This is a genomic window from Roseovarius confluentis, from assembly GCF_002917925.1.
Lineage (GTDB): Bacteria > Pseudomonadota > Alphaproteobacteria > Rhodobacterales > Rhodobacteraceae > Roseovarius > Roseovarius confluentis.
The window spans coordinates 118,576-139,747 of sequence record NZ_PPFE01000007.1; the positions used below are offsets into that span (position 1 = coordinate 118,576).

Genomic DNA, 21,172 nt, shown 5'->3' on the forward strand with positions numbered 1-21,172 from the left:
ACTACACCTGGAACCACAACGAAGGGATCAATGGACATGAGCGCAAAAGATCTGCTCAAGACGATCAAGGACGAGGAAGTCGAGTATGTCGACATCCGTTTCACCGACCCCCGCGGCAAGCTGCAGCACGTGACGGTCATCGCCGACGAGGTCGACGAGGACTTCCTGGAGGAAGGCTTCATGTTCGACGGCTCGTCGATCGCCGGCTGGAAATCGATCGAAGCCTCGGACATGAAACTGATGCCCGACACCGCCAGCGGCTACATCGACCCCTTCTATGCCGAGAAAACCATCTGCGTGCACTGCTCGATCGTCGAGCCGGACACCGGCGAAGCCTACGAGCGTGACCCGCGCGGCACCGCGGAAAAGGCCGAGGCCTACCTGAAGTCCAGCGGCATCGGTGACAGCGCCTTCATGGGCCCCGAAGCGGAATTCTTCCTCTTCGACGACGTACGCTTCTCCAACTCGATCAACAAGGTCTCCTACGAGGTCGACGCGATCGACGCGTCCTGGAATACCGACACCGAGTACGAGATGGGCAACATGGGCCACCGTCCGGGCGTCAAGGGCGGGTATTTCCCGGTCAACCCCACGGACGAATCCCAGGACATCCGCTCCGAGATGCTCTCGACCATGAAGCGCCTGGGCATGAAGGTCGACAAGCACCACCACGAGGTGGCCTCGTGCCAGCACGAGCTTGGCCTGATCTTCGGCACCGTGACCAAGCAGGCGGACGAGCTGCAGAAGTACAAGTACGTCATCCACAACGTCGCCGCCGCCTACGGCAAGTCGGCCACGTTCATGCCCAAGCCCATCGCGGGCGACAACGGCACGGGCATGCACGTCAACATGTCGATCTGGAAAGACGGCAAGCCGCTTTTCGCCGGTGACAAGTATGCCGACCTTTCGGACGAGGCCCTGTGGTACATCGGCGGCATCCTGAAGCACGCCAAGTCGCTCAATGCCTTCACCAACCCGTCGACCAACAGCTACAAGCGCCTGATCCCGGGCTTTGAAGCTCCCGTGCTGCGCGCCTACTCGGCCCGCAACCGCTCGGGCTGCGTCCGGATCCCGTGGACCGAGTCGCCGAAAGCCAAGCGCGTCGAGGCCCGCTTCCCCGATCCGTCGGCAAACCCTTACCTGTGCTTTGCTGCGCTTCTGATGGCCGGTCTCGACGGCATCAAGAACAAGATCGACCCGGGCGAGGCGATGGACAAGAACCTCTACGACCTGCCGGCCGAAGAGCTCGAAGGCATCCCGACCGTCTGCGGCAGCCTGCGCGAAGCCATGCAGGAGCTTCAGGCCGATCACGAGTACCTTCTGGCCGGTGACGTGTTCACAAAGGACCAGATCGAAGGCTATATCGAACTCAAGATGGAAGAGATCGAGACTTACGAACACACGCCGCACCCGGTGGAGTTCGGCCTGTACTACAGCTGCTGATCTCTCAGCCAATCTGAAACGACGCGGGCGCCTTTTCCGGAAGGCGCCCGTTTTTTTCATCCTGTCCTTCAAAAAACACGCGAGGCAGTTGCTGGAAAATGGCGGATTCCCGCTCGTCCGCGAACAGTGCCCAATTGTTTTCATATTTGAAACGCACTGTGTTCACTAACTTTTTGGATGATCTAAATTCGATCGCGAACAACCAGGACTTGAAAAATGGCTCATACCGATAAACGCGTCACGGCAGGTCTGATCTTCATGGAAGAAAAAACAATCGACCTTCTGGATGCGGTCACGCACACCGCCGAGGCCTTGACCGGTCTCTGCGAGGACGGCCGGTCGCTCGGCTTCCTGTCCGACCTGGACGCCGGGGTAGAGACCGAACATTACCGGATCGGCCTGACACTCAGCGACAATGTCGTGCTGCCGGGTCTGGAGCTGAAGGTCGGCACCCTGCTGCAGATCGACGTCTCCCGACGGGACCAAGCGGCGGGCGAACCCGCCACCGCGATGGATGCCGTGCTGGCCCGCGTGGCAATTGCCCTCAGCGATCAGCTACGTCCAGAGCACCTGCAATGGGTCGAGCCAAAGGCGATCCTGTCAGCTGAAGACGTCATGATGGCGCGCAAGCCTGCCGAGCATGAAACGCCCGAAACCGACAGGTTGCCGGACCAGACCGTGCGCGCCCGCGCCGCCCTGACCGAGATCGACGAACTGCACACCAAGCTGGACGAGCGGTTGGAAAACACGCCTCCGCCGGTCTTGCCGATCCTGCCCTCGAAGGCGTTCTTCGGCGTGTCCGAAGGCATCATCGAAGACACGCCGGACACGCTCGCTCCAGCCATCGAGAACATTGCCGAGGAGACCGACCGCCTGCGCCTGGCGGCCTGGCTTTTGTCCTTGGCGGTGGCCTGCATCGCGCTGCCGGTCGGGCTGGCGCTGGTGATCATCAACCTGATCAAAGGTGAAAACCTGCGCCTCGTCTCACAGGCGGCGGCCCTGTCGGGGCTCTTCGTCTCGTTGCAGGCCAACGGCGCCACCGCCACCGCTGTGGAGGTCGTCCAGAGCGTGTTGCTTTGAGCTCCGCCCGGCACTCCGGCAGTCATCGGGTCGGCGTCTTCTCCGGCCCCGAGAATTGACTTTGTTCCCCGTTCCCCCTCGGCTAAGCTTGGACGGTCTGACCTGGAGTTGCCAATGTACCCGAAACCGAAATCCCGCATTTTCACGCTCGCCCTTGCCCTTGCCGCCTCCGCCACAACCGGAACGGCCGCGCTCGCGCAATGTGGCAATAACGCCAACGGATTCGAACAATGGAAGGCCGGCTTCGCCCAGCAGGCCCAGGCTTCCGGTGTCGGTCAACGTGGTCTTCAGGCACTGGCCCAGACCCGCTACGCCTCCAGCACCATCGCCGCCGACCGCAACCAGAAGAGCTTTCGTTACTCGCTCGACAAGTTCATGCAGGTGCGCGGCGCCAACACGATCATCGCCCAGGGCCGCAAGCGCAAGGCGCAGAACCCTGGCTTCTACAACTGGATCGAACAGAACTACGGCGTGCCCGCCGGGGTCATCATCGCCATTCACGGCATGGAAACCGGCTTTGGCGGCTTCATGGGCGACAGCTCGGTCGTCTCGGCCATCGTGACCCTGACCTATGACTGCCGTCGCTCGGACTTCTTCCGTCCGCACGCCATCGGCGCGCTGAAACTGGTGGATCGCGGCTCGATCACCATCAACACGCGCGGCGCCAAGCATGGCGAACTCGGCCATACCCAGTTCCTGCCGGGCAACGCGCTGACCTACGGCGTTGACGGCAACGGCGACGGCCGCGTGGATTTCTACAACCAGGCCGATGCTCTTGTGTCGACGGCGAATTTCCTGCGCCGCAAGGGGTGGCAGCCGGGCGCAGGTTACCAGCAGGGCCAGCCCAATTTCCGCGTCATCAAGCAATGGAACGCAGCCACAGTCTATCAACAGGCCATCGCCATCATGGGCGCCAAGATCGACGGCTGACGGCGCGGGGCTTGACGCAGAACCGCCGGCTGCCTATCTGCCGGGCTTACGGGGCGTCAGGCCCCCGCCGCCCGCAAGCCGCTCGGCCATGGTGAAGCCCTGACAGTGACATTGCATCGCCCCGGGGCACAGGCCGGGCAGCAACGCGGGCCCTGCCGATCTATCTGCCCCTTATGGGATCACTGCAATGACACAGACCACGCTTCCCCCGCGCGACGTGCTGAAAGGTCACGCGCGCAATCTTCGCCAGACCCTCAGCCACGCCGGAACGCCCATCAGCCACTCCACGGCACTCGAACATGTTGCTCATCAATGGGGCTACCGTGACTGGAACACCCTGTCCGACGCCATCGCGGCTCCGGCTCCCCGCGTCTGGGCGCTGGGTCAACGGGTGTCTGGGCACTATCTCGGCCATGCGTTCACCGGCACCATCCGCTCGGCTCGCCGTCGCGGACCGAACCACGTGGAACTGGGCATCGACTTCGACACGCCCGTCGACGTGGTTGCCTCAACCCGCTTCAGCGCAATGCGGAAACGGGTGACCTGCACGGTCGGCGCCACCGGGCGCACGGTCGAGAAAACCTCTGACGGACAGCCGCACGTTGCCCTTGACCTGACCTGACACCTCTGGCGTGCCGCACCTTCAAAAAGCGCGGCACGCCCCCTCAAATCAAGGCGCTCGGTCCGCTATCCGGGAGCGCCTTCTTGAACTTGCCACAATCTTTTCCAACGCCCGTCCCAGTTGCAGCATAGGTCTGGAATTTCCTAGACCCTTCGAAGGCAGAGTATGTACGACTCCCTACAGACCTCCATCGCGACTTTCGGCTATCGCCGCGCGCCAGTGGCGCAGGCCGGCGATATCGTTCACGCGATCGACGAGATGCTGCAAAACTCCGACGCCCAGCCGCGCCGGATTCACTGGGTCAGCGACTCCATCGCGATGATAGACCGGATCGGCGTGCGAATCGCCGTCGCTCTTTTGCCTCCCAGCCATGAGGATCGTTACACGCATCTCGTGCTTGCCATCGGGCGCAGTCCCGACGAACCGAACGGCGACGACCTTCTGGATGTCTCCTTCGCGCATCTTGCCGACCGATTGATCTATCGCATCAAGGACGACATGCCCTATGACACGATCATGCGCGGCGAAACGCCCGAAATGGTTGACCACGACCTGATCCTGTCGCTCTACGATCTTTTGCGCAAGTCGCCCCCCGCGTCCGGCCCCTCCGCTCCGGCCAATCTCGACGCACAGCCCGCCGCACGCCAACGCCGGACCACCACTGTCTTAACTACCGAAGAGTATTTCGACGTAATCCTGTCCGAAGAGGTGCCCGATACCGTCACGGCCGTGCCAAGCTGGCTTGAAAAACGCGCCGTGCCTACGAAGCCGCTGCGCCTGACAGTGCACACGATGGCGCTGTCGATCATGTTGTACACTGCCCCGCTCGGTGCGTTTCTCTTCACGTATTCGATGCTGCGCGACATCACGGGCGATAATTGATCAACCCCACCTGATCCTTGCAAAGGTGAAACGGGCGACACCTCTGGGTGCCGCCCTGCCTGTATGAAGCCTGTTTTTGTTCGGCTTTTCTGTTTCTGCGCCTGGCTCAGGGATCGCACCCGCGCGGCTTTCCTTTTGCTATTGTCTCTTATAACGAAACAATTTGACCGAATTAAGGCAGGCTGTTCACCTCTCCCACCGAGGGGGCATAACGGCTGACCATTCGGTAGGCCTTGCGCGGCCCCGACACGGCCCAGATCGCGCGCCACTGAGGCCAGCCCGCAAAATCGTACTGCACATCATACATATCCGGATCGCACCAGTGCTGCGCCTCACCGTCCTCGGTAATGCTGTGAAAGAACCGGCCATCCTCGAACATCACATCGATCCCGCCGCTCTTTCCGGCCCGCCACAGATACGCCCGTTCGGCCCGCATCGGCGCCTGCCCGGCCACGGTCAGCACGCCCGCCTCGCGATAGACCAACCCGCCCTGCCCGGGATTAAGCCGCGCCTCACCCTCGAACCGCGCGGGCGGCGCGCCCTCGTGCACCACGTCGCGCTCCAGCCGCCACGTTCCCTCGAATTCTGCCAGTTCCGGTACCAATCGCCACGCCCGTCTTGCCGCCACCCGTTCCTCCGTCTAAACCGCGCCCGACAGCCATTCAATCCAAAGGTCCGTTCGCATGATCCCTCGCTATTCCCGCCCCGACATGGTCGCCATCTGGGAACCCGCCACCAAATTCCGCATCTGGTACGAGATCGAGGCCCATGCCTGCGACGCGATGGCCGACCTTGGCGTGATCCCGCGCGAAAATGCCGAGGCCGTCTGGAAAGCCAAGGATGTCGAATTCGACGTCGCCCGGATCGACGAGATCGAGGCCGTGACCAAGCATGATGTCATCGCCTTCCTCACCCACCTGGCCGAGCATGTGGGCTCCGAGGAAGCGCGTTTCGTCCACCAGGGCATGACCTCCTCGGACGTGCTGGATACCTGCCTCAACGTGCAGCTCGTCCGCGCCGCCGACCTGCTGATCGCAGACATGGAAGACCTTCTCGCCGCCCTCAAGCGCCGCGCGTTCGAGCACAAGATGACCCTGCGCGTTGGTCGCTCCCACGGCATCCACGCCGAACCCACCACCATGGGCCTCACCTTCGCGCGCTTCTATGCCGAGATGGACCGCAACCTTACCCGCCTGCGCACCGCCCGCGCCGAGGTCGCCACCGGCGCCATTTCCGGCGCCGTCGGCACCTTCGCCAATATCGACCCCCGCGTCGAAGAACATGTCTGCAAGCAACTGGGCCTCGAACCCGAGCCCATCAGCACGCAAGTCATCCCCCGCGACCGCCACGCCGCCTTCTTCGCAACGCTTGGCGTTATTGCCTCGTCCATCGAGAACGTCGCGATCGAAATCCGCCACATGCAGCGCACCGAGGTTCTGGAAGGCGCCGAGTTCTTCTCGATGGGCCAGAAGGGCTCCAGTGCCATGCCGCACAAGAAAAACCCGGTCCTGACCGAGAACCTCACCGGCCTCGCGCGCCTCGTGCGCATGTCGGTGATCCCGGCGATGGAAAACGTGGCCCTCTGGCACGAACGCGACATCTCGCACAGCTCGGTCGAGCGGATGATCGGCCCCGACGCCACCGTGACGCTCGATTTCGCCCTCGCCCGCCTGACCGGCGTGGTCGACAAGATGATAATCTTCCCCGAGAACATGCTGGAAAACATGAACAAGTTCCCGGGCCTCGTGATGTCCCAACGCGTCCTTCTGGCCCTGACGCAAGCGGGCGTCAGCCGCGAGGACGCCTACGCCATGGTCCAGCGCAACGCGCTCAAAGTCTGGGAACAGCGCACGGATTTCAAAGAGGAATTGCTGGCCGATGCCGATGTCGTCGCCGCCCTCGGCACGGATCAGATCGAAGAGAAATTCGACATGGATTACCACACCAAGCATGTCGACACGATCTTCACCCGCGTCTTCGGGGAAAGCTGAATTTCCGGGCAGATCGGGCCACGAGCCGCGCAAGTTCGGGCTGAAACACTGGTCAGAGACCAATTTCGTGTTACCATCGGGGTCTTAGTGCAAAGGAGTTCAATCCATGAAGTCCAAGACCAAGACCATTCTGACGTCGTTCGCCCTCGTTCTGGGCACCACCGTTTCGGCCGCCGCGATGTGCCCCGGCAAATCGCAACAGGCCGCTTCCTGCGCCGAAGGCATGGTGTGGGACAAGAATACCGGCACCTGCGTCGAACAGACCATGAGCTGACCGGCGGGCCATATCCCGAAAAGAAGCGGCGCTCCCGGGTCCGGGCAGCGCCGTTTTCAAAGCGTTTCGTCTTTTACCTGAGCCATCAGCGAAAGGCGAAACGCGTGCAACGATTGTATGTTTTGCTGCGTTTCGCGGGTAAGCGGTGAGTCAGGTTTATCGCGAAACGCTTTAATCTTACCTTTAGCGGTTTCTTCACCACTCCCGCCCTAGTTTGCCGGAACGTCATCCGGGGACTGGAATGAGCAGCAGCAATTTTGGGCAACTGGCGCTTTCAGGGCCGTCCGCAAACGCGGCGGCCCAGCTGACTCGCCGGCAAAAGGCCGCGATCATCGTCCGTTTTCTCATCAACGAAGGCGCGGATGTTCCCTTGCAGGACCTGCCCGACGAATTGCAGCGCCGCCTGACCCAGCAAATGGGTACGATGCGCTATGTCGACCGCGCGACCCTGGCCGATGTCGTGGCCGAATTCGCCTCCGAGGTCGAGGCGATGGGCCTGACCTTCCCGCGCGGCGTCGCCGGCGCGCTCACCGCGCTCGACGGGCGCATCAGCCCGCAAACCGCCTCGCGCCTGCGCAAGGAGGCCGGCGTGCGCCAGTTCGGCGAACCGTGGGAACAGGTGCATACCGCCCAAACCGACGACCTGCTCGATATCCTGCAATCCGAAAGCACCGAGGTCGCGGCTGTCCTGCTGTCCAAGCTCGACGTGACCCGCGCCGCCGAACTCTTGGGAAAAATGCCGGGCGACGCCGCGCGACGCATCGCCGTCGCCATGTCCCAGACCGGCGCGGTCACCCCCGATGCCGTCGACCGGATTGGCCTGTCGCTTGCCGCACAACTGCACAGCGTGCCCGAAACGGCCTTTGCCGATGGCCCGGTCGAACGTGTCGGCGCCATCCTCAACTATTCCCCCGCCGCCACCCGCGACGACGTTCTCATGGGCCTCGACGAAAGCGACCAAGGCTTTGCGGCCAAAGTCCGCAAGGCCATCTTCACCTTCGTCAACATTTCCGAACGCCTCAATCCCATCGATGTGCCCAAGATCACCCGCGATGTCGAACAGGCCGCTCTGGTGCAGGCGCTGGCCCATGCCCAAACCAGCGAAGACACCAAGGAATCCGCCGATTTCATATTGGAAAACATGTCGAAACGCATGTCCGACGCCCTGCGAGAGGAAGTCGAGGCATTGGGCAAGTTCAAACCCAAGGACGGCGAGGCTGCCATGACCGACGTGATCAATGTCATCCGCACGCTGGAGGCCAGCGGCGAATTGCAGCTTATCGTGCCGGACGACGATGAAGAGGAAAACGCCTGAGGCTCAGCTTACCGGAAAGATGAAGCACTTGTCGCGCCGGATGGTCAGCCACATCGGCGTGCCGTTCCTGGGCAGGAACACCGCCGGCACCGTCACCTTGAAGCGTGGCCCGCCAAACGCCATTTCGAACTCGACCAGGCTTTCGCCCCCCATGAATCGCGCCCGACGCACTTCGCCGCGCACCGCCGTGCCGTCGCTGATCGTCGGCGCCGGGCCCTTGCCCGCGCGGTCGAAATCCAGCTTCACGTGCTGCGGGCGCACCACGATCTCCACCGCCTGCCCGTCCGGCACCCCCGGCGCCAGGAACTGGCCGAAAGGCGTCTGCGCCAGCGCGCCATGCACCTCTCCCTTCACCACGTTCACGTCGCTGAAGAAGGACACCGCCGCGCGGTCGGCGGGCGCGTTGTAGATGTTATACGGCGCGCCCTGCTGCACGATCCGCCCGTCGCGCATCAGCGCGATCGTGTCGGCCATGCGCATCGCCTCCTCGGGCTCGTGCGTGACCAGCAGCACCGCGGTGTCCTGCTCGCGCAGGATCTCCAGCGTCTCGTCCCGGATACCGTCGCGCAGCCGGTTGTCGAGCCCCGAAAACGGCTCGTCCATCAGCATGATCGAAGGCCGGGGAGCCAAGGCGCGGGCCAGCGCCACCCGCTGCTGCTCGCCCCCCGACAACTCGTGCGGAAAGTTGCGGTCATAGCCCTCCAGCCCCACGCGTTCCAGCAATTCGCCAACGCGTGCGGCCTTCTCATCGGCCGTTCCACCCAGCCCGAAGGCCACGTTTTCGCCCACGCGCAGATGCGGGAACAGGGCGAAATCCTGGAACATAAGGCCGATATGCCGCCGTTCGGGCGGCACGCGAAACACCGTATCGCAGACCAGCTTGCCATCGACCCAGATCTCGCCCGCGTCCTGCATCTCGACGCCCGCGATCATCCGCAGCGTCGTCGACTTGCCACAGCCCGACGGCCCCAGAAGGCACGTCACCTGCCCGGGCAGCACCGACAGCGACACGTCATCCACCACGATGCGCCCGTCGTAACGGCGCACGAGATTGCGTGTCTCAAGGCGCGGGGTGGTGTCCTGCACGTCAGCCTCTTCGCTTTTCCGATCGAATATGTCGGGCTTGCCGTCGCAGATAGCAATCCCGCCCGCCCCGCGCAAGATGCCGCCGCTCGCATGGGAAACACGCAAATGTGCGCCGAGGTCAGAATTTTCCGACTATCGCGATGCGACGGTTGTGCCTATCTGAATCGTACGAACGAGCAGCAAAACCAAAAAAACGACGGAACCTACCGATGCGAAAATACCTGATCTCCATACAGGTCGCCCTGATCGCCCTTCTGGCCATCACCGGCGCCCTGGCAAGCCCCGACACACCCCCCGCATGCCCGCTGGGCGAGGCCGCCCAGGTCGAAACCTGCAAGAAATAACAGGTCTCAGCCGCCCCGCGCTTTCTCGATCGCGGGGCGGATCTGGCCTTCCAATACGCGCTCGGTGATCGGCCCCGGAAATCGCAGCACGACCCGCCCTTCGCCGTCGATGACATAGGTCTCCGGTACGCCGTAAAGCCCCCAGTCCAGCGCCATGCGCCCGTTCGGATCGGCCCCGATGGCCGTATAGGGATCACCCAGTTCCTCCAGGAAACCCAGCGCATTGCCCGGCTGATCCTTGTAATTCACGCCGTAGATGGTGACGCCTTCCTCGGCCAGCGCCTCCAGGTGCGGATGCTCCACCCGGCACGGTGCGCACCAGCTGGCCCAGTAGTTCACCAGCTTCACGCCGCCACTGCGCAACTCCGCGTCGGTGAACGGCGTCTTGCCCTCCAGCGGAGTCAGCGCCACGGCGGGCGCCGGTTTGCCCTCGATGGCCGACGGCAACGCATCGGGGTCCTCGCGCTGCATCCCGATATAGAACACCGCGGCCAGTGCGGCGAAGATCAACGGCGGCAGCACCATGAGGAACGAGGTCTTAGGCATCCGATTTCCGCTTTCCTTCAATATCTTTCAGCGCGTTCTTCACGCGCACCGACCGCCGCCAGCTGAACAGGGCCAGCGCGATCAACAGCACCAGCGACACCGCATAGGACGACAGCACCGCCTCGGCGTATTTTCCAAGCTCCGGCATCACGCCTCCATCCTGTCACGTGCCAGGAGCGCCCGCATGCGCCGCGCCCGGATCTCGGTTTGCGTGCGCAGGAAGACCAGCGCGATGAACAGGAACACGAATCCCGCGATACACACCAACAGCGGGAAATAGAACACGTCCGCCACGTTCTCCTCCTTGTCGAGGCTCAGCGACGCCCCCTGGTGCAGCCCCTGGTTCCAGAACAGCACCGCATATCGGCTCAGCAGGGCAAAGACCGATCCCACGATGCACAGGATCGAAGTGAGATCGGCCGCCGTGTCATCATTCTCGATGGCTTCCCATAGCGCGATGTAGCCGAGGTAGAACAGGAACAGGATCAGGAACGACGTCAGCCGCGGATCCCACGCCCACCATGTCCCCCACATCGGCTGGCCCCAGATCGCCCCGGTCGCCAGCGCTATCACCGTCATCACCACGCCCACGGGTGCGGCCGCGCGGGCCGCCAGCGCGCTGACGTGGTGTCGCCGCACCACCCATATCAAGGACGCCAGCAGCATCATGATCCACGCGTTGATCGCCATCAGCGCGCTCGGCACGTGCAGATATATGATCTTGACGGTCGAGCCTTGCCGGAAATCGTCCGGCGTGAAGAAAAAGCCCCAGATGAGCCCGGTCGCCAGGCAAAGCACGGCCAGCACCGACACCCACGGCAGAACCTTGTCCGTCGTGTCGATGAACTTCTTCGGGTTGGCGTATTCCCACAATGATGCCACGCGTGTGACTCCTCCGTTAACGCAGGTTGACCCTCAATACCGCAGCCGACGCGAAAGGCAAAAGCGCGATGGTGCCGCAGGTGATCCCCGCCAGCATCAGCATCGGCGTCGTGTAGTCCTGCCCGTCCACGCCCCGCCGCGCCATCTCGGCGCCAAAGATCAATGTTGGCACGTAAAGTGGCAGCACAAGCAGGCTCAGCAGCAGCCCGCCCCGGCGCAGCCCCACTGTCAGCGCCGCCCCGAACGCCCCGATCATGCTTAAGCCAGGCGTGCCCAGGAGCAGCGACAGCACCAATGGCCCATAGCCCTGCGCCGGCAGGCTCAACAGCACGCCCAGCACAGGGGCGGCCAGCACCAGCGGCAATCCCGTCGTGACCCAGTGCGCCAGCCCCTTGATGGCGGCCACCGCCTCCATCGGCAGCGGGGCCGTGGCCAGCAAATCAAGGCTGCCGTCTTCCCAGTCCAGCGCGAAGATCCGGTCGAGCGACACAAGACAGGCCAGCAGCGCGCCGATCCACAGGATCCCCGCCGCGATCCGCGACAACAGTTCTGATTGCGGCCCCACGCCGAACGGAACCAGCACCACGACGATCAGGAAGAACGCCAGCCCAAGGCCGAACCCACCCCCGGCCCGCACGGCCAGCCGTATGTCCCGCAGCAGAAGCGCCTTCACAGGAAGGCCTCGTCGAAATCATCCAGTTCCTGCCGCACCGCGCGAAAGGGCGCCACGTCCAGCACGGTCGCTTCGTCAAGGCCAAGGTCGATATGCGTGGCCAGCACCGCGATCCCACCTTCGGCCAGATGCGCCCGCACAACGGCGGCGAACATCGCAACCGCACGGGCGTCCAGCGACACGGTCGGCTCGTCCAGGATCCAGATCGCGCGGCCCGTCACCAACAGCCGCGCCAGCCCCAGCCGCCGCTTCTGCCCGGCAGACAGAAACCCTGCCGGCCGATCCGCCAAACTTTCCAGTTCATAAGCTGCCAAGGCGTGAGAAATCTCTTTGCGGCCAAAGACCTGCGCCCAGAAGCTCAGGTTCTCGACCACGCTCAGCGCGGGCTTGATCCCGTCCGCGTGTCCCGCGTAAACCACGCTGTCGGCGGGATAGTCCACCGTGCCCGAGACCGGCGGCTGCAACCCCGCCAACGTGCGCAAAAGGGTCGTCTTGCCCGCCCCGTTCGGCCCGCGCAGCACCAGCGCCTCGCCCGCCGCGACGGCGAAACTCAGACCGTCCAGCACCCGCACGCCGCCGCGTGCCACGCAAAGGTCCCGGACCGTCAGGCGCATCGCCGGCCCACCGCTCTCAGACCGGCAACAGGGCCGCGGCCACGCGCCGCCCTTCCGAGATCAGCACATTATAGGTCCGCGCCGCCGCCGGCGAATTCATCGCCTCCACCCCGATGCCCGCCTCCTCCAGCGCGGTGCGGAAATCGCCCGGCACATGCGCGGTCTCGGCGCCCGTGCCGATAAACAGCACGTCAACCTTGTCCATCAGGTCCATCAGCGACGCGCTGTCCTCGTACCCGCCCCAGGCCTTTACCCCGTCCGGCCCCACGCAGACCGCGCCCTCGATCGCCTCTCCGCCGACGCGGAAAAATCCCGGCCCATAACCGTCGATCGGTTTCACATCGGAAAATGTTACCTCGTTCAGGCGCATCGCGTCCTCCTCAGTCCCACAGCGGCAAGCCCGAAACGACCGCCAGCGCGATCACCCCGTAGGCGGCCCAGCGATACAGCCGCTCGAGCGTGGGGTCAAACAGGGCCTGCCCGATCAGCGTGGTGATCAGGTAGGGCACCGACATCACGACGGCCAGCATGGCAAGCTCCGCCGTCACCGCCCCCTGCCACAGCAGGTTGGCGATCAGCACCACGTCGAGAGCAGCCAGGAACAGGATGGTATTGCCCCGCACCGACTGCACCGCCGCCTGCCCGGACAGGTAGAACAGGATCACCACCGGGCCTGTCAGGCCGGTCAGCCCGCCGACAACCCCCGCCGCCGCCCCGATGGCCAAGAGCCCCGGCCGGGTGATGGTCTGTGTATAACGCCACCCGGCGATCAGCGCCGCCAGCATGGCCGCCGCAACGCCGGTGATGATCCAGCGCACCGTGTCGTTGTCTAGAAGGTCCAGCAGCATCAGGCCGACCGGCACCGTCACCAGGGCCGCCAGCACCAGGACACCGACCTCTTTCGGCTCCCCCTGCCGCCAGGCCCCGCGCAGGATCGCCGCGTTGCTGGCGATGCCCGTCAGCATGATCACCACGATCACTTCCTTGGGCGACAGGAAAATATTGGCCACCGGCACCACGATCAGCGCCGTGCCGAACCCGGTGAACCCGCGCACCAGGCCCGCGACCCCGATGGCGAAACACAGCCAGACCAGACCCGGGGTGGCCAGCACCCCGCTCAGGATATCAGGCATCTATGTTCGCGAATTGCGTCCCGGCATTGGCGTCAGGCTTGGTCCAGTCGCGCTTGACCCCCAGCCACAGCAGAACCGTGCTGGCCACGAAGACCGAGCTGTAGGTGCCCACGATCACGCCCCAGATCATGGCAAAGACGAACCCGCGAATGACGTCGCCGCCCAGCACGAACAGCGCAAGCAGCGCCAAGAGCGTGGTGACAGAGGTCATCATCGTCCGGCTCAGCGTCTCATTGATCGAAATGTTCAGAACTTCCTTCAGCGGCTTCTTCTTGTATTTCCGCAGGTTCTCGCGCACCCGGTCAAAGACGACCACGGTATCGTTCAGCGAATAGCCCACGATGGTCAGAAGCGCCGCGATGATCGCAAGGTCGAACTGGATCTGCACTTCCGAGAATATGCCGATGGTCAGCACCACGTCATGCACCAATGCTATGACCGCGCCCAGTGCGAACTGCCACTCGAACCTCAGCCAGATGTATACAAGCACCGCTCCGATCGCCAAAAGCACCGCGATCACGGCGGTCTGGATCAACTCGCCCGACACTTTCGGCCCCACGCTCTCGACCGAGGTAAAGGTCAGCTCTGGCACCACTTCCTGCAACGCCGCCTCGACCTCCGCGATGGTATCCTGCGACACGCTTTCCTGCCCATCCTGCGCCTGGATGCGGATCATGGTCACGTTCTCGTCCGGGCCGAAGGTCGGGTCAAAGACTTCGGTGATGCTCACGTCGCCCAACTCCAGCGGCGTGATGGCGTCACGGTACTGCCCCACGTCCACCGTCTGCGCGCTTTCCGTCCGGATCGTCGTGCCGCCGCGGAAGTCGATGCCGTAATTCAGCCCCTGCAACAGGAACGACCCCAGCGCGATCACGATCAGGAAGCCCGACAAGCCCAGCGACAGCTTCCAGCGCTTGAAGAAATCAAGGTTCGTAACCGACGGCACCAGCTTCAGCGACCGCCCTTGCAAGACCGCCTTCGGCCGCTTGCGCTCGAACCACATCACCACGATCAGGCGGGTGACGAATATCGCCGTGAAGACCGACGTGATGATCCCCAGCCCCAGTGTGATGGCAAAGCCCCGCACCGGGCCCGAACCCATGGCATAAAGGATCAGCGCCGTGATGAAGGTGGTGATGTTGGCGTCCGTAATGGCGCTCAGCGCCTTCTCGTAGCCCAACTGGATCGCTCGCGACGCGCCCTTGGCCGTCTTCATCTCTTCGCGGATGCGCTCGAAGACCAGCACATTGGCGTCCACCGCCATACCGATCGTCAGCACGATCCCCGCGATCCCCGGCAATGTCAGCGTCGCCCCGATCATGCTCAGCAGTCCGAATATCAGACCGACGTTAATGATGAGGGCGATATTGGCAAACAGACCGAACACGCCGTAACTCGCCCACATGAAGGCCAGCACCAGCACGAAGGCCACGATACAGGCGATCTGCCCCGCCGCGATGCTGTCCGCGCCCAGTTCCGGCCCGATGGTACGCTCTTCGAGGAATTCAAGCTCGGCCGGCAGCGCGCCCGCCCGCAGCAATACGGCAAGATTCGTGCTGTCCTCGACAGTGAACTGCCCTGTGATGATTCCCGTGCCACCGGGGATATGCGCCTGGATCACCGGCGCGCTGATCACCTCGTTGTCCAGCACGATGGCAAAGGGATTCCCCACGTTCTCGGCCGTGTAATCCCCGAACTGCCTCGCCCCCGTCGGGTTGAACCGGAACGACACCGCCGGCTGCCCGTTCTGGTCGAAATCGGGCTGCGCATCCACCAGTTGCTCGCCCGTCACCACCGGCGCGCGCTCCAGGATGTAGAACACACCCTCTTCATCCACCGATGGCAGGATCTCGTTGCCGCCACCCGGAGTCTCGTTGCCGTTCGTCGTGCGACTCACCACGGGCTGAAAGGTCAGCTGCGCCGTGGTGCCGATGATGTCCTTCAGCTCCGCGGCACTGCCCACGCCCGGCACCTGGATCAGGATGCGGTCGGCCCCCTGCCGCTGGATCGTCGGCTCGCGCGTGCCCATTTCGTTGATCCGGCGCTCGATGATCTCTCGCGCGGTACGCACGGTCTGCTCGTCGCTGGCCTGCCGCTCCGCCTCGCTCAGCGTGACCACGACCTCGTCGCCATCCACAGTCACCGCGATATCGTTCTGTCCCGCTCCCGCGACACTGGCCACCGGCCGCGCCAGCCCGCGCACAAGGCTCGCCGCATATTCAGCCTCGCTGGCATTCTCGACCAGCCGCACGCGCAATTCCGGCGCGTCGGTGTCCTGCAACCGGATCGGCCCGACCCGTTCACGCTCTTCCCGCAAGAGGTCGCGGATCTCCGGCCACATCGCCTCGATCCGCGCGTCATAGACATCCTCGACCTGCACCTCTGCCAGCAGGTGCGCCCCGCCCCGCAGGTCGAGCCCAAGGTTCACCAAACCGGACGGCAGCCAATCGGGCCACATCTCGGCCTGTTCCTGCAACCCTTCGGCCTCTCCACCCATTTCCAGCGCCATGGTGGCGTCGTTATGGGTCTCGACGCGGGTGTAGAACCCGTTGGGCATCGCCAACAGCAGGCCCAAGGCCACACAGCCCCAAATCACCACGCGTTTCCAAAGGTCGATCTGAAGCATTCGAAGTGCCTTTTATGTCTCTATTGATTTTATCGGAAGGGCATCGCGCCCCGGATATCAGGCGGCGGGCTCGGTCTTCGACAGAACCTGCGCCACGGTGTTGCGCACGACGCGCACTTTAACACCCTCGGCGATTTCCACCTCGATCTCCTCGCCTTCCTTGACGCGGGTCACCTTGCCCACGATGCCGCCCTGCGTGACGATCTGGTCACCCTTGCGCAGCGCCGCGACCATCGCCTGGTGCTCTTTCAGCTTCTTTTGCTGCGGACGAATGAGCAGGAACCACATGATCACGAAGATCAGGATGAGCGGGATGAACTGGCCAATGGCTTCCATGCGAATCTGTTTCCTTTTCGGGCTTTGCAGCCCCCGGGGCCGCGTTTGCGCGAACCTAAGTCCGGCTTTGGCGTTTTGCAAGGCGCGAACCGGACCGCCTGCGGCAATGTCGCAGGGGCGCGTCAAACGCCCCGATAAGGCATAAATCGGCTGTCATCCGTCGCAGGTTACTTGCTACAACCCACCCCACGACTCAACCTGACCCGAGGACCAAGACGATGCACGACATCCGCGCCATCCGCGAAAACCCTGCCCAGTTCGACGCTGCCATGGCCCGTCGCGGGGTGTCGAACGCGTCGTCCGAGATCCTCGCGCTGGACGAGGACCGCCGCGCCAAGATCCAGGCCGCCGAGACCGCGCAGGCCGATCAGAACAAGGCCTCCAAGGAGGTTGGTGCTGCCAAGGCCAAGGGCGACGAGGCCGAGTTCGGACGCCTGCGCGCACTCGTATCCGAGAAGAAGGCCGAGGTCGCCGCCATGCAATCCGAGGCAAAGGCACTCGACCAGAAGCTGACCGACCTGCTGATGACCCTGCCCAACCTCGCGCTCGATGACGTGCCCGAGGGCGAGGACGAAGACGACAATGTCGAGTTGAAACGCTGGGGCACCCCCCGCGAATTCGATTTCACCCCGGTCGAGCATTACGACCTCGCCGGCGTCAAACCCGGCATGGATTTCGAACTGGCCGCGAAACTCTCTGGCTCCCGCTTCGTCGTGCTGTCGGGCGCAGTCGCCCGCATCCACCGGGCACTGGCGCAGCTCATGATCGACACCCACGTCGAGGAAAACGGCCTGTCCGAGACCTGGACCCCCGTGCTGGTCCGCCCCGAGATGATGTACGGCACGGGACAACTGCCCAAGTTCGGCGACGACAGCTATGAGACCACCAATGGCTGGTGGCTGGTGCCCACCGCCGAGGTGACGCTGACCAATATCGTCAATGGTCTCGTGGTGGACCAGGATTACCTGCCCCGCCGCTATGTCGCGCACACCCAGTGCTTCCGCTCCGAGGCGGGCAGCGCGGGCAAGGACACCGCCGGCATGCTGCGCCAGCACCAGTTCGAGAAGGTCGAGATGGTCTCTGTCACGCATCCCGAGAAATCCCTCGAAGAGCACGACCGCATGACCGGCTGCGCCGAAGGCATCCTCGAACGTCTCGGCCTGCCCTACCGCACCATCGTCCTTTGCACCGGCGACATGGGCTTCGGCGCGCGCAAGACCCATGACATCGAGGTCTGGCTGCCCGGTCAGAACACCTATCGCGAGATCAGCTCGGTCTCCGTCTGCGGCGATTTCCAGGCAAGACGCATGAATGGCCGCTTCAAGCCCGCCGATGGCGGCAAGCCGCAATTCGTGCACACGCTCAACGGTTCGGGCCTCGCCGTCGGTCGCTGCCTCATCGCGGTGCTGGAAAACGGCCAGCAGGCCGACGGCTCGGTCGACCTGCCCGAGGCGCTGCACCCCTATCTGCGCGGCAAAACCCGGCTTCTGGCGGACGGCTCGCTGGGATAGGACACTTCGCGCGGAACCAAGGTGCGGCTCTGTCGCGCGATTGCCAGACCGCGGGATGGCGACCCACGGGCCTACTGTGTACTTTATTTCAGCAACATCCGCAAGACCTCGAATCGAAGTGCTAACCTCCCCCGATCGCCAGCCCGGGGGGGCGGTCTGGCGATCACGCGGCGGCGCGGCCCTGCCGCGCCTTGATTCCGCGCGATGCGATACAATACCGCCGTCCCGGGCTTGACCCGTGACCTCTTTGGCTACCCGCGCCCCCGGCATTGACCAATCCTTAATCATTGCGCGGCATCCTTACCGCCATGAAACATTTTTTGTATATACGCTGTATTGACGCGGAATATACGCGCGTCATAAATTCGTTACATGAAAAATGAAAAGCACACCCTGGCGGCGGCGGCTTTTCTGATAACGAGCACGCTGGCCGCCCCTTTGAGCGCCCTCAGCCTTGCAGAGCAGGCAGAGGCCTTCGCCACCTGCGCCGGGCGCTACTCCGCCATGGCCACGCGTCAAAGCGCGACCCACAACCCCGAAAGCGACGCCACCCGCGCGATGCAGACCAGCTTCGAATCCCTTTTGGAAGCCACCTTGCCCCATGCCGCCGAGGCTGGCATCGACCCGCGCCGCGCCCGCAGCTGGCAGGCCTCGGGCTGGTCCGAAATGGCCCAGCTCATGCGCCTGCAACAGCGCAGCGCCGACGCCACCCATGCCGACCGCGCCACCCGCGACATGCATCGCCGCCTCTCCACCTGCCGCCAACTCATCCTCTGACGCGGCATTTTCCGCGCCGCGCCCACTGGTCATTCTGCGCTGGTCAGCCTAGGTTGCATCCCTGAAACCGCAGCGTGACAGGGCCCCGCAGAATGGCGCAATCCGACAACCCCGCCGATCCCTTCAAAAAGGCGCTGGCCGAGGCCACCAAGGTGCTGGCCGACGACCCGGAGCTGAACGTCTCCTACTCGGTCGACCCCGCCGGGGTCTCGGGCGATTCCATGCGCCTGCCCCAGATCAGCCGCCGCATGACCAAGGACGAGGTGCTGCAGGCCCGCGGCACCGCCGACGCGCTGGCCCTGCGTCACAAATATCACGACGCGGGCACACACAGCCGCTACTGCCCGCCCGGAGACATGGCCCGCGACCTGTACGAGGCGATGGAAACTGCCCGCTGCGAAGCGATGGGCGCGCGCCACATGCCCGGCACCGCCGGCAATATCGACGCCAAGATCGGCGCCGAGGCCCGCCGCCGCGGCTATGACCAGATCACCGACCCCGCCGAGGCGCCGCTGGCCAATGCCGCGGGCTACCTCATCCGCCACCTCGCCACCGGGCGCGAGTTGCCGGACGGCGCGCGCAATGTCATGGACCTGTGGAAAGGCTTCATCGAGGAACAGGCCGGCGGCACGCTCGAGGACCTTCAGGCCAAGCTCTCCGACCAGTCCGAATTCGCCCGTTTCGCGCGCCAGATCATCGACGATCTGGGCTATGGCGACCAGCTTGGCGACGACCCCGACGCCCTCGACGACGACGAGCAGGAGCAGGAGGCCGAAACAGACCAGGAGGAAGAGGAACAGCCCGACAGCACCGGCGAGGATGACAGCGACGAGGCCGAGGCCGACGCCGATCCCGAGCAATCCCAGGAACAACAGCAGGACGAGGCGCAGGCTCAGGTCAGCATGGACGACATGGCCGACCAGGAGCAGGGCGACGAGACCGAAATGCCCGAAGGCGAGGCGCCGCTCGATCCCCCCGCGCCGCAACCCATCTCGGACGCCGACCCGAACTATGCCGTCTACAATTCCGCCTTCGACGAGGAAATCCACGCCGAAGATCTCGCCGAGCCCATCGAGCTCGAACGCCTCCGCGCCTTCCTCGACCAACAGCTCGAACCGCTCAAGGGCGCGGTCAGCCGTCTTGCCAACAAGCTGCAGCGCCGCCTGCAGGCCCAACAGAACCGCTCGTGGGAATTCGACCGCGAAGAAGGCATTCTCGATGCCGGCCGCCTCGCCCGCGTCGTGGCCAACCCCACCACTCCGCTCAGCTTCAAGGTTGAAAAGGACACCGAGTTCCGCGACACCGTGGTGACGCTGCTGCTGGACAACTCCGGTTCCATGCGAGGGCGGCCTATTTCCATCGCCGCCATCTGCGCAGACGTGCTGGCCCGCACGCTGGAACGCTGCAACGTCAAGGTCGAGATCCTCGGCTTCACCACCCGCGCCTGGAAAGGCGGCCAAAGCCGCGAGACCTGGCTGAACGAAGGCCGCCCGCAACTGCCCGGGCGGCTCAACGACCTGCGCCACATCGTCTACAAGTCCGCCGACGCCCCCATGCGCCGCACCCGCGCCAACCTGGGCCTGATGATGAAAGAAGGTCTCCTGAAGGAAAACATCGACGGCGAGGCGCTGGAATGGGCGCATCGCCGCCTCGCGGGCCGCCGAGAGGCGCGCAAGATCCTGATGGTCATCTCCGACGGAGCCCCGGTCGACGATTCCACCTTGTCGGTGAACCCGGCCAACTACCTCGAAAAGCACCTGCGCGACGTGATCGCCATGGTCGAGCGCCGCAAACAGGTGGAACTCCTGGCCATCGGCATCGGCCATGATGTGACACGCTACTACAACCGCGCCGTCACCATCACCGACGCCGACCAGCTGGCCGGGGTGATGACCGAACAGCTGGCCGCCCTTTTCGACAGCGACCCGCGCGCCCGCGCCCGCGTCATGGGCATGAAGCGCGCCAGCTAAGCACCTGAAACAGCTACGGCTTCCCTACGCCGCGCAGGCGGAATTTTGCAAAATTCCGCGCTGGAAAATTCCAATTTTCCAACCCGATTTCTTGCAAGAAATCGGCCCCTGCCCGCGCCCACACTTGCACTTCGCCT

23 protein-coding genes are annotated in these 21,172 nt (G+C 64.0%); 12 read left to right on the forward strand and 11 right to left on the reverse strand.

The annotated features are described in order from the left end of the window. Positions 1-36 precede the first annotated feature (36 nt). From glnA to C2I35_RS15745, 5 genes are all read left to right on the forward strand, one after another. A complete protein-coding gene (gene glnA, locus C2I35_RS15725) occupies positions 37-1,443 on the forward strand; it encodes a type I glutamate--ammonia ligase (protein ID WP_103764096.1) in 1,407 nt (468 codons plus the stop codon). Positions 1,444-1,659: 216 nt separating this feature from the next. Then, positions 1,660-2,523 carry a hypothetical protein gene (locus tag C2I35_RS15730; RefSeq protein ID WP_103764006.1) on the forward strand — a complete coding sequence of 288 codons (864 nt, stop codon included), beginning with the start codon at positions 1,660-1,662 and terminating at the stop codon, positions 2,521-2,523. A gap of 114 nt (positions 2,524-2,637) precedes the next feature. Then, on the forward strand, positions 2,638-3,453 hold the full coding sequence (locus C2I35_RS15735) for a lytic murein transglycosylase (protein WP_103764007.1): 816 nt from the start codon (positions 2,638-2,640) through the stop codon (positions 3,451-3,453). A 187-nt stretch (positions 3,454-3,640) separates the two neighbouring features. Further along, on the forward strand, positions 3,641-4,075 hold the full coding sequence (locus C2I35_RS15740) for a glyoxalase superfamily protein (RefSeq protein ID WP_103764008.1): 435 nt from the start codon (positions 3,641-3,643) through the stop codon (positions 4,073-4,075). Positions 4,076-4,240: 165 nt separating this feature from the next. Further along, positions 4,241-4,957, forward strand: coding sequence for a hypothetical protein (locus C2I35_RS15745; protein ID WP_103764009.1), 717 nt, complete (start codon positions 4,241-4,243; stop codon positions 4,955-4,957). Positions 4,958-5,129: 172 nt separating this feature from the next. On the opposite strand, the gene C2I35_RS15750 is transcribed toward C2I35_RS15745, so the two are convergent. Then, positions 5,130-5,585 carry a DUF6314 family protein gene (locus tag C2I35_RS15750; protein WP_245890511.1) on the reverse strand — a complete coding sequence of 152 codons (456 nt, stop codon included), beginning with the start codon at positions 5,583-5,585 and terminating at the stop codon, positions 5,130-5,132. A 55-nt stretch (positions 5,586-5,640) separates the two neighbouring features. Here C2I35_RS15750 and purB point away from each other — a divergent pair, with 55 nt between their 5' ends. The 3 genes from purB to C2I35_RS15760 all read left to right on the forward strand — a co-directional run bounded on the left by purB (position 5,641) and on the right by C2I35_RS15760 (position 8,537). Beyond that, entirely contained in the window at positions 5,641-6,948 is a 1,308-nt protein-coding gene (gene purB, locus C2I35_RS15755) for an adenylosuccinate lyase (protein ID WP_103764010.1), read from the forward strand. Positions 6,949-7,054: 106 nt separating this feature from the next. Then, a complete protein-coding gene (locus tag C2I35_RS22200; RefSeq protein WP_170067234.1) occupies positions 7,055-7,222 on the forward strand; it encodes a hypothetical protein in 168 nt (55 codons plus the stop codon). A gap of 241 nt (positions 7,223-7,463) precedes the next feature. Continuing rightward, positions 7,464-8,537 carry a flagellar motor switch protein FliG gene (locus C2I35_RS15760; protein ID WP_103764011.1) on the forward strand — a complete coding sequence of 358 codons (1,074 nt, stop codon included), beginning with the start codon at positions 7,464-7,466 and terminating at the stop codon, positions 8,535-8,537. A 3-nt stretch (positions 8,538-8,540) separates the two neighbouring features. Here the strand turns inward: C2I35_RS15760 and C2I35_RS15765 are convergent, their stop codons facing one another. Continuing rightward, entirely contained in the window at positions 8,541-9,623 is a 1,083-nt protein-coding gene (locus C2I35_RS15765) for an ABC transporter ATP-binding protein (protein ID WP_103764098.1), read from the reverse strand. Between the two features lie 209 nt (positions 9,624-9,832). Between C2I35_RS15765 and C2I35_RS22650 the strand changes: the two genes are divergently transcribed. Continuing rightward, on the forward strand, positions 9,833-9,967 hold the full coding sequence (locus C2I35_RS22650; protein WP_281255073.1) for a hypothetical protein: 135 nt from the start codon (positions 9,833-9,835) through the stop codon (positions 9,965-9,967). Between the two features lie 6 nt (positions 9,968-9,973). Here C2I35_RS22650 and C2I35_RS15770 read toward each other — a convergent pair whose 3' ends face one another. From C2I35_RS15770 to yajC, 9 genes are read right to left on the reverse strand one after another with little or no spacing between them, the layout of a single operon-like run. Continuing rightward, positions 9,974-10,513, reverse strand: a complete 540-nt coding sequence (locus C2I35_RS15770) for a DsbE family thiol:disulfide interchange protein (protein ID WP_245890512.1) — start codon at positions 10,511-10,513, stop codon at positions 9,974-9,976. Further along, positions 10,506-10,661 (reverse strand): heme exporter protein CcmD, encoded by a 156-nt coding sequence (locus tag C2I35_RS15775; protein ID WP_371931625.1) that lies wholly within the window; start codon positions 10,659-10,661, stop codon positions 10,506-10,508. Before C2I35_RS15775 ends, C2I35_RS15770 begins: the two co-directional genes overlap by 8 nt. Further along, positions 10,661-11,395: a heme ABC transporter permease gene (locus C2I35_RS15780; RefSeq protein ID WP_103764014.1), complete on the reverse strand. Its 735-nt coding sequence runs from the start codon at positions 11,393-11,395 to the stop codon at positions 10,661-10,663. The genes C2I35_RS15775 and C2I35_RS15780 overlap by 1 nt, the downstream gene beginning before the upstream one ends. Positions 11,396-11,411: 16 nt before the next feature. Beyond that, positions 11,412-12,068, reverse strand: coding sequence for a heme exporter protein CcmB (gene ccmB / locus C2I35_RS15785; protein WP_103764015.1), 657 nt, complete (start codon positions 12,066-12,068; stop codon positions 11,412-11,414). After that, the gene (ccmA, locus tag C2I35_RS15790) at positions 12,065-12,682 is read right to left on the reverse strand and encodes a heme ABC exporter ATP-binding protein CcmA (RefSeq protein ID WP_103764016.1); all 618 of its coding nucleotides are present in this window, start codon (positions 12,680-12,682) and stop codon (positions 12,065-12,067) included. The genes ccmB and ccmA overlap by 4 nt, the downstream gene beginning before the upstream one ends. A 16-nt stretch (positions 12,683-12,698) precedes the next feature. Beyond that, on the reverse strand, positions 12,699-13,052 hold the full coding sequence (locus C2I35_RS15795; protein WP_103764017.1) for an Mth938-like domain-containing protein: 354 nt from the start codon (positions 13,050-13,052) through the stop codon (positions 12,699-12,701). Positions 13,053-13,062: 10 nt separating this feature from the next. Then, positions 13,063-13,815 carry a sulfite exporter TauE/SafE family protein gene (locus tag C2I35_RS15800; protein ID WP_103764018.1) on the reverse strand — a complete coding sequence of 251 codons (753 nt, stop codon included), beginning with the start codon at positions 13,813-13,815 and terminating at the stop codon, positions 13,063-13,065. After that, positions 13,808-16,441: a protein translocase subunit SecD gene (gene secD / locus C2I35_RS15805; RefSeq protein WP_103764019.1), complete on the reverse strand. Its 2,634-nt coding sequence runs from the start codon at positions 16,439-16,441 to the stop codon at positions 13,808-13,810. Before secD ends, C2I35_RS15800 begins: the two co-directional genes overlap by 8 nt. 57 nt (positions 16,442-16,498) lie before the next feature. Continuing rightward, on the reverse strand, positions 16,499-16,777 hold the full coding sequence (gene yajC, locus C2I35_RS15810) for a preprotein translocase subunit YajC (RefSeq protein ID WP_103764020.1): 279 nt from the start codon (positions 16,775-16,777) through the stop codon (positions 16,499-16,501). Positions 16,778-16,995: 218 nt separating this feature from the next. Here yajC and serS point away from each other — a divergent pair, with 218 nt between their 5' ends. The 3 genes from serS (at position 16,996) to cobT (ending at position 21,035) form a co-directional block, all read left to right on the forward strand. Beyond that, positions 16,996-18,288 carry a serine--tRNA ligase gene (serS, locus tag C2I35_RS15815; protein WP_103764021.1) on the forward strand — a complete coding sequence of 431 codons (1,293 nt, stop codon included), beginning with the start codon at positions 16,996-16,998 and terminating at the stop codon, positions 18,286-18,288. Between the two features lie 372 nt (positions 18,289-18,660). Beyond that, positions 18,661-19,065, forward strand: coding sequence for a hypothetical protein (locus tag C2I35_RS15820; protein ID WP_103764022.1), 405 nt, complete (start codon positions 18,661-18,663; stop codon positions 19,063-19,065). A gap of 92 nt (positions 19,066-19,157) precedes the next feature. Beyond that, entirely contained in the window at positions 19,158-21,035 is a 1,878-nt protein-coding gene (cobT, locus tag C2I35_RS15825) for a cobaltochelatase subunit CobT (protein WP_103764023.1), read from the forward strand. The last annotated feature ends 137 nt before the right edge of the window (positions 21,036-21,172 follow it).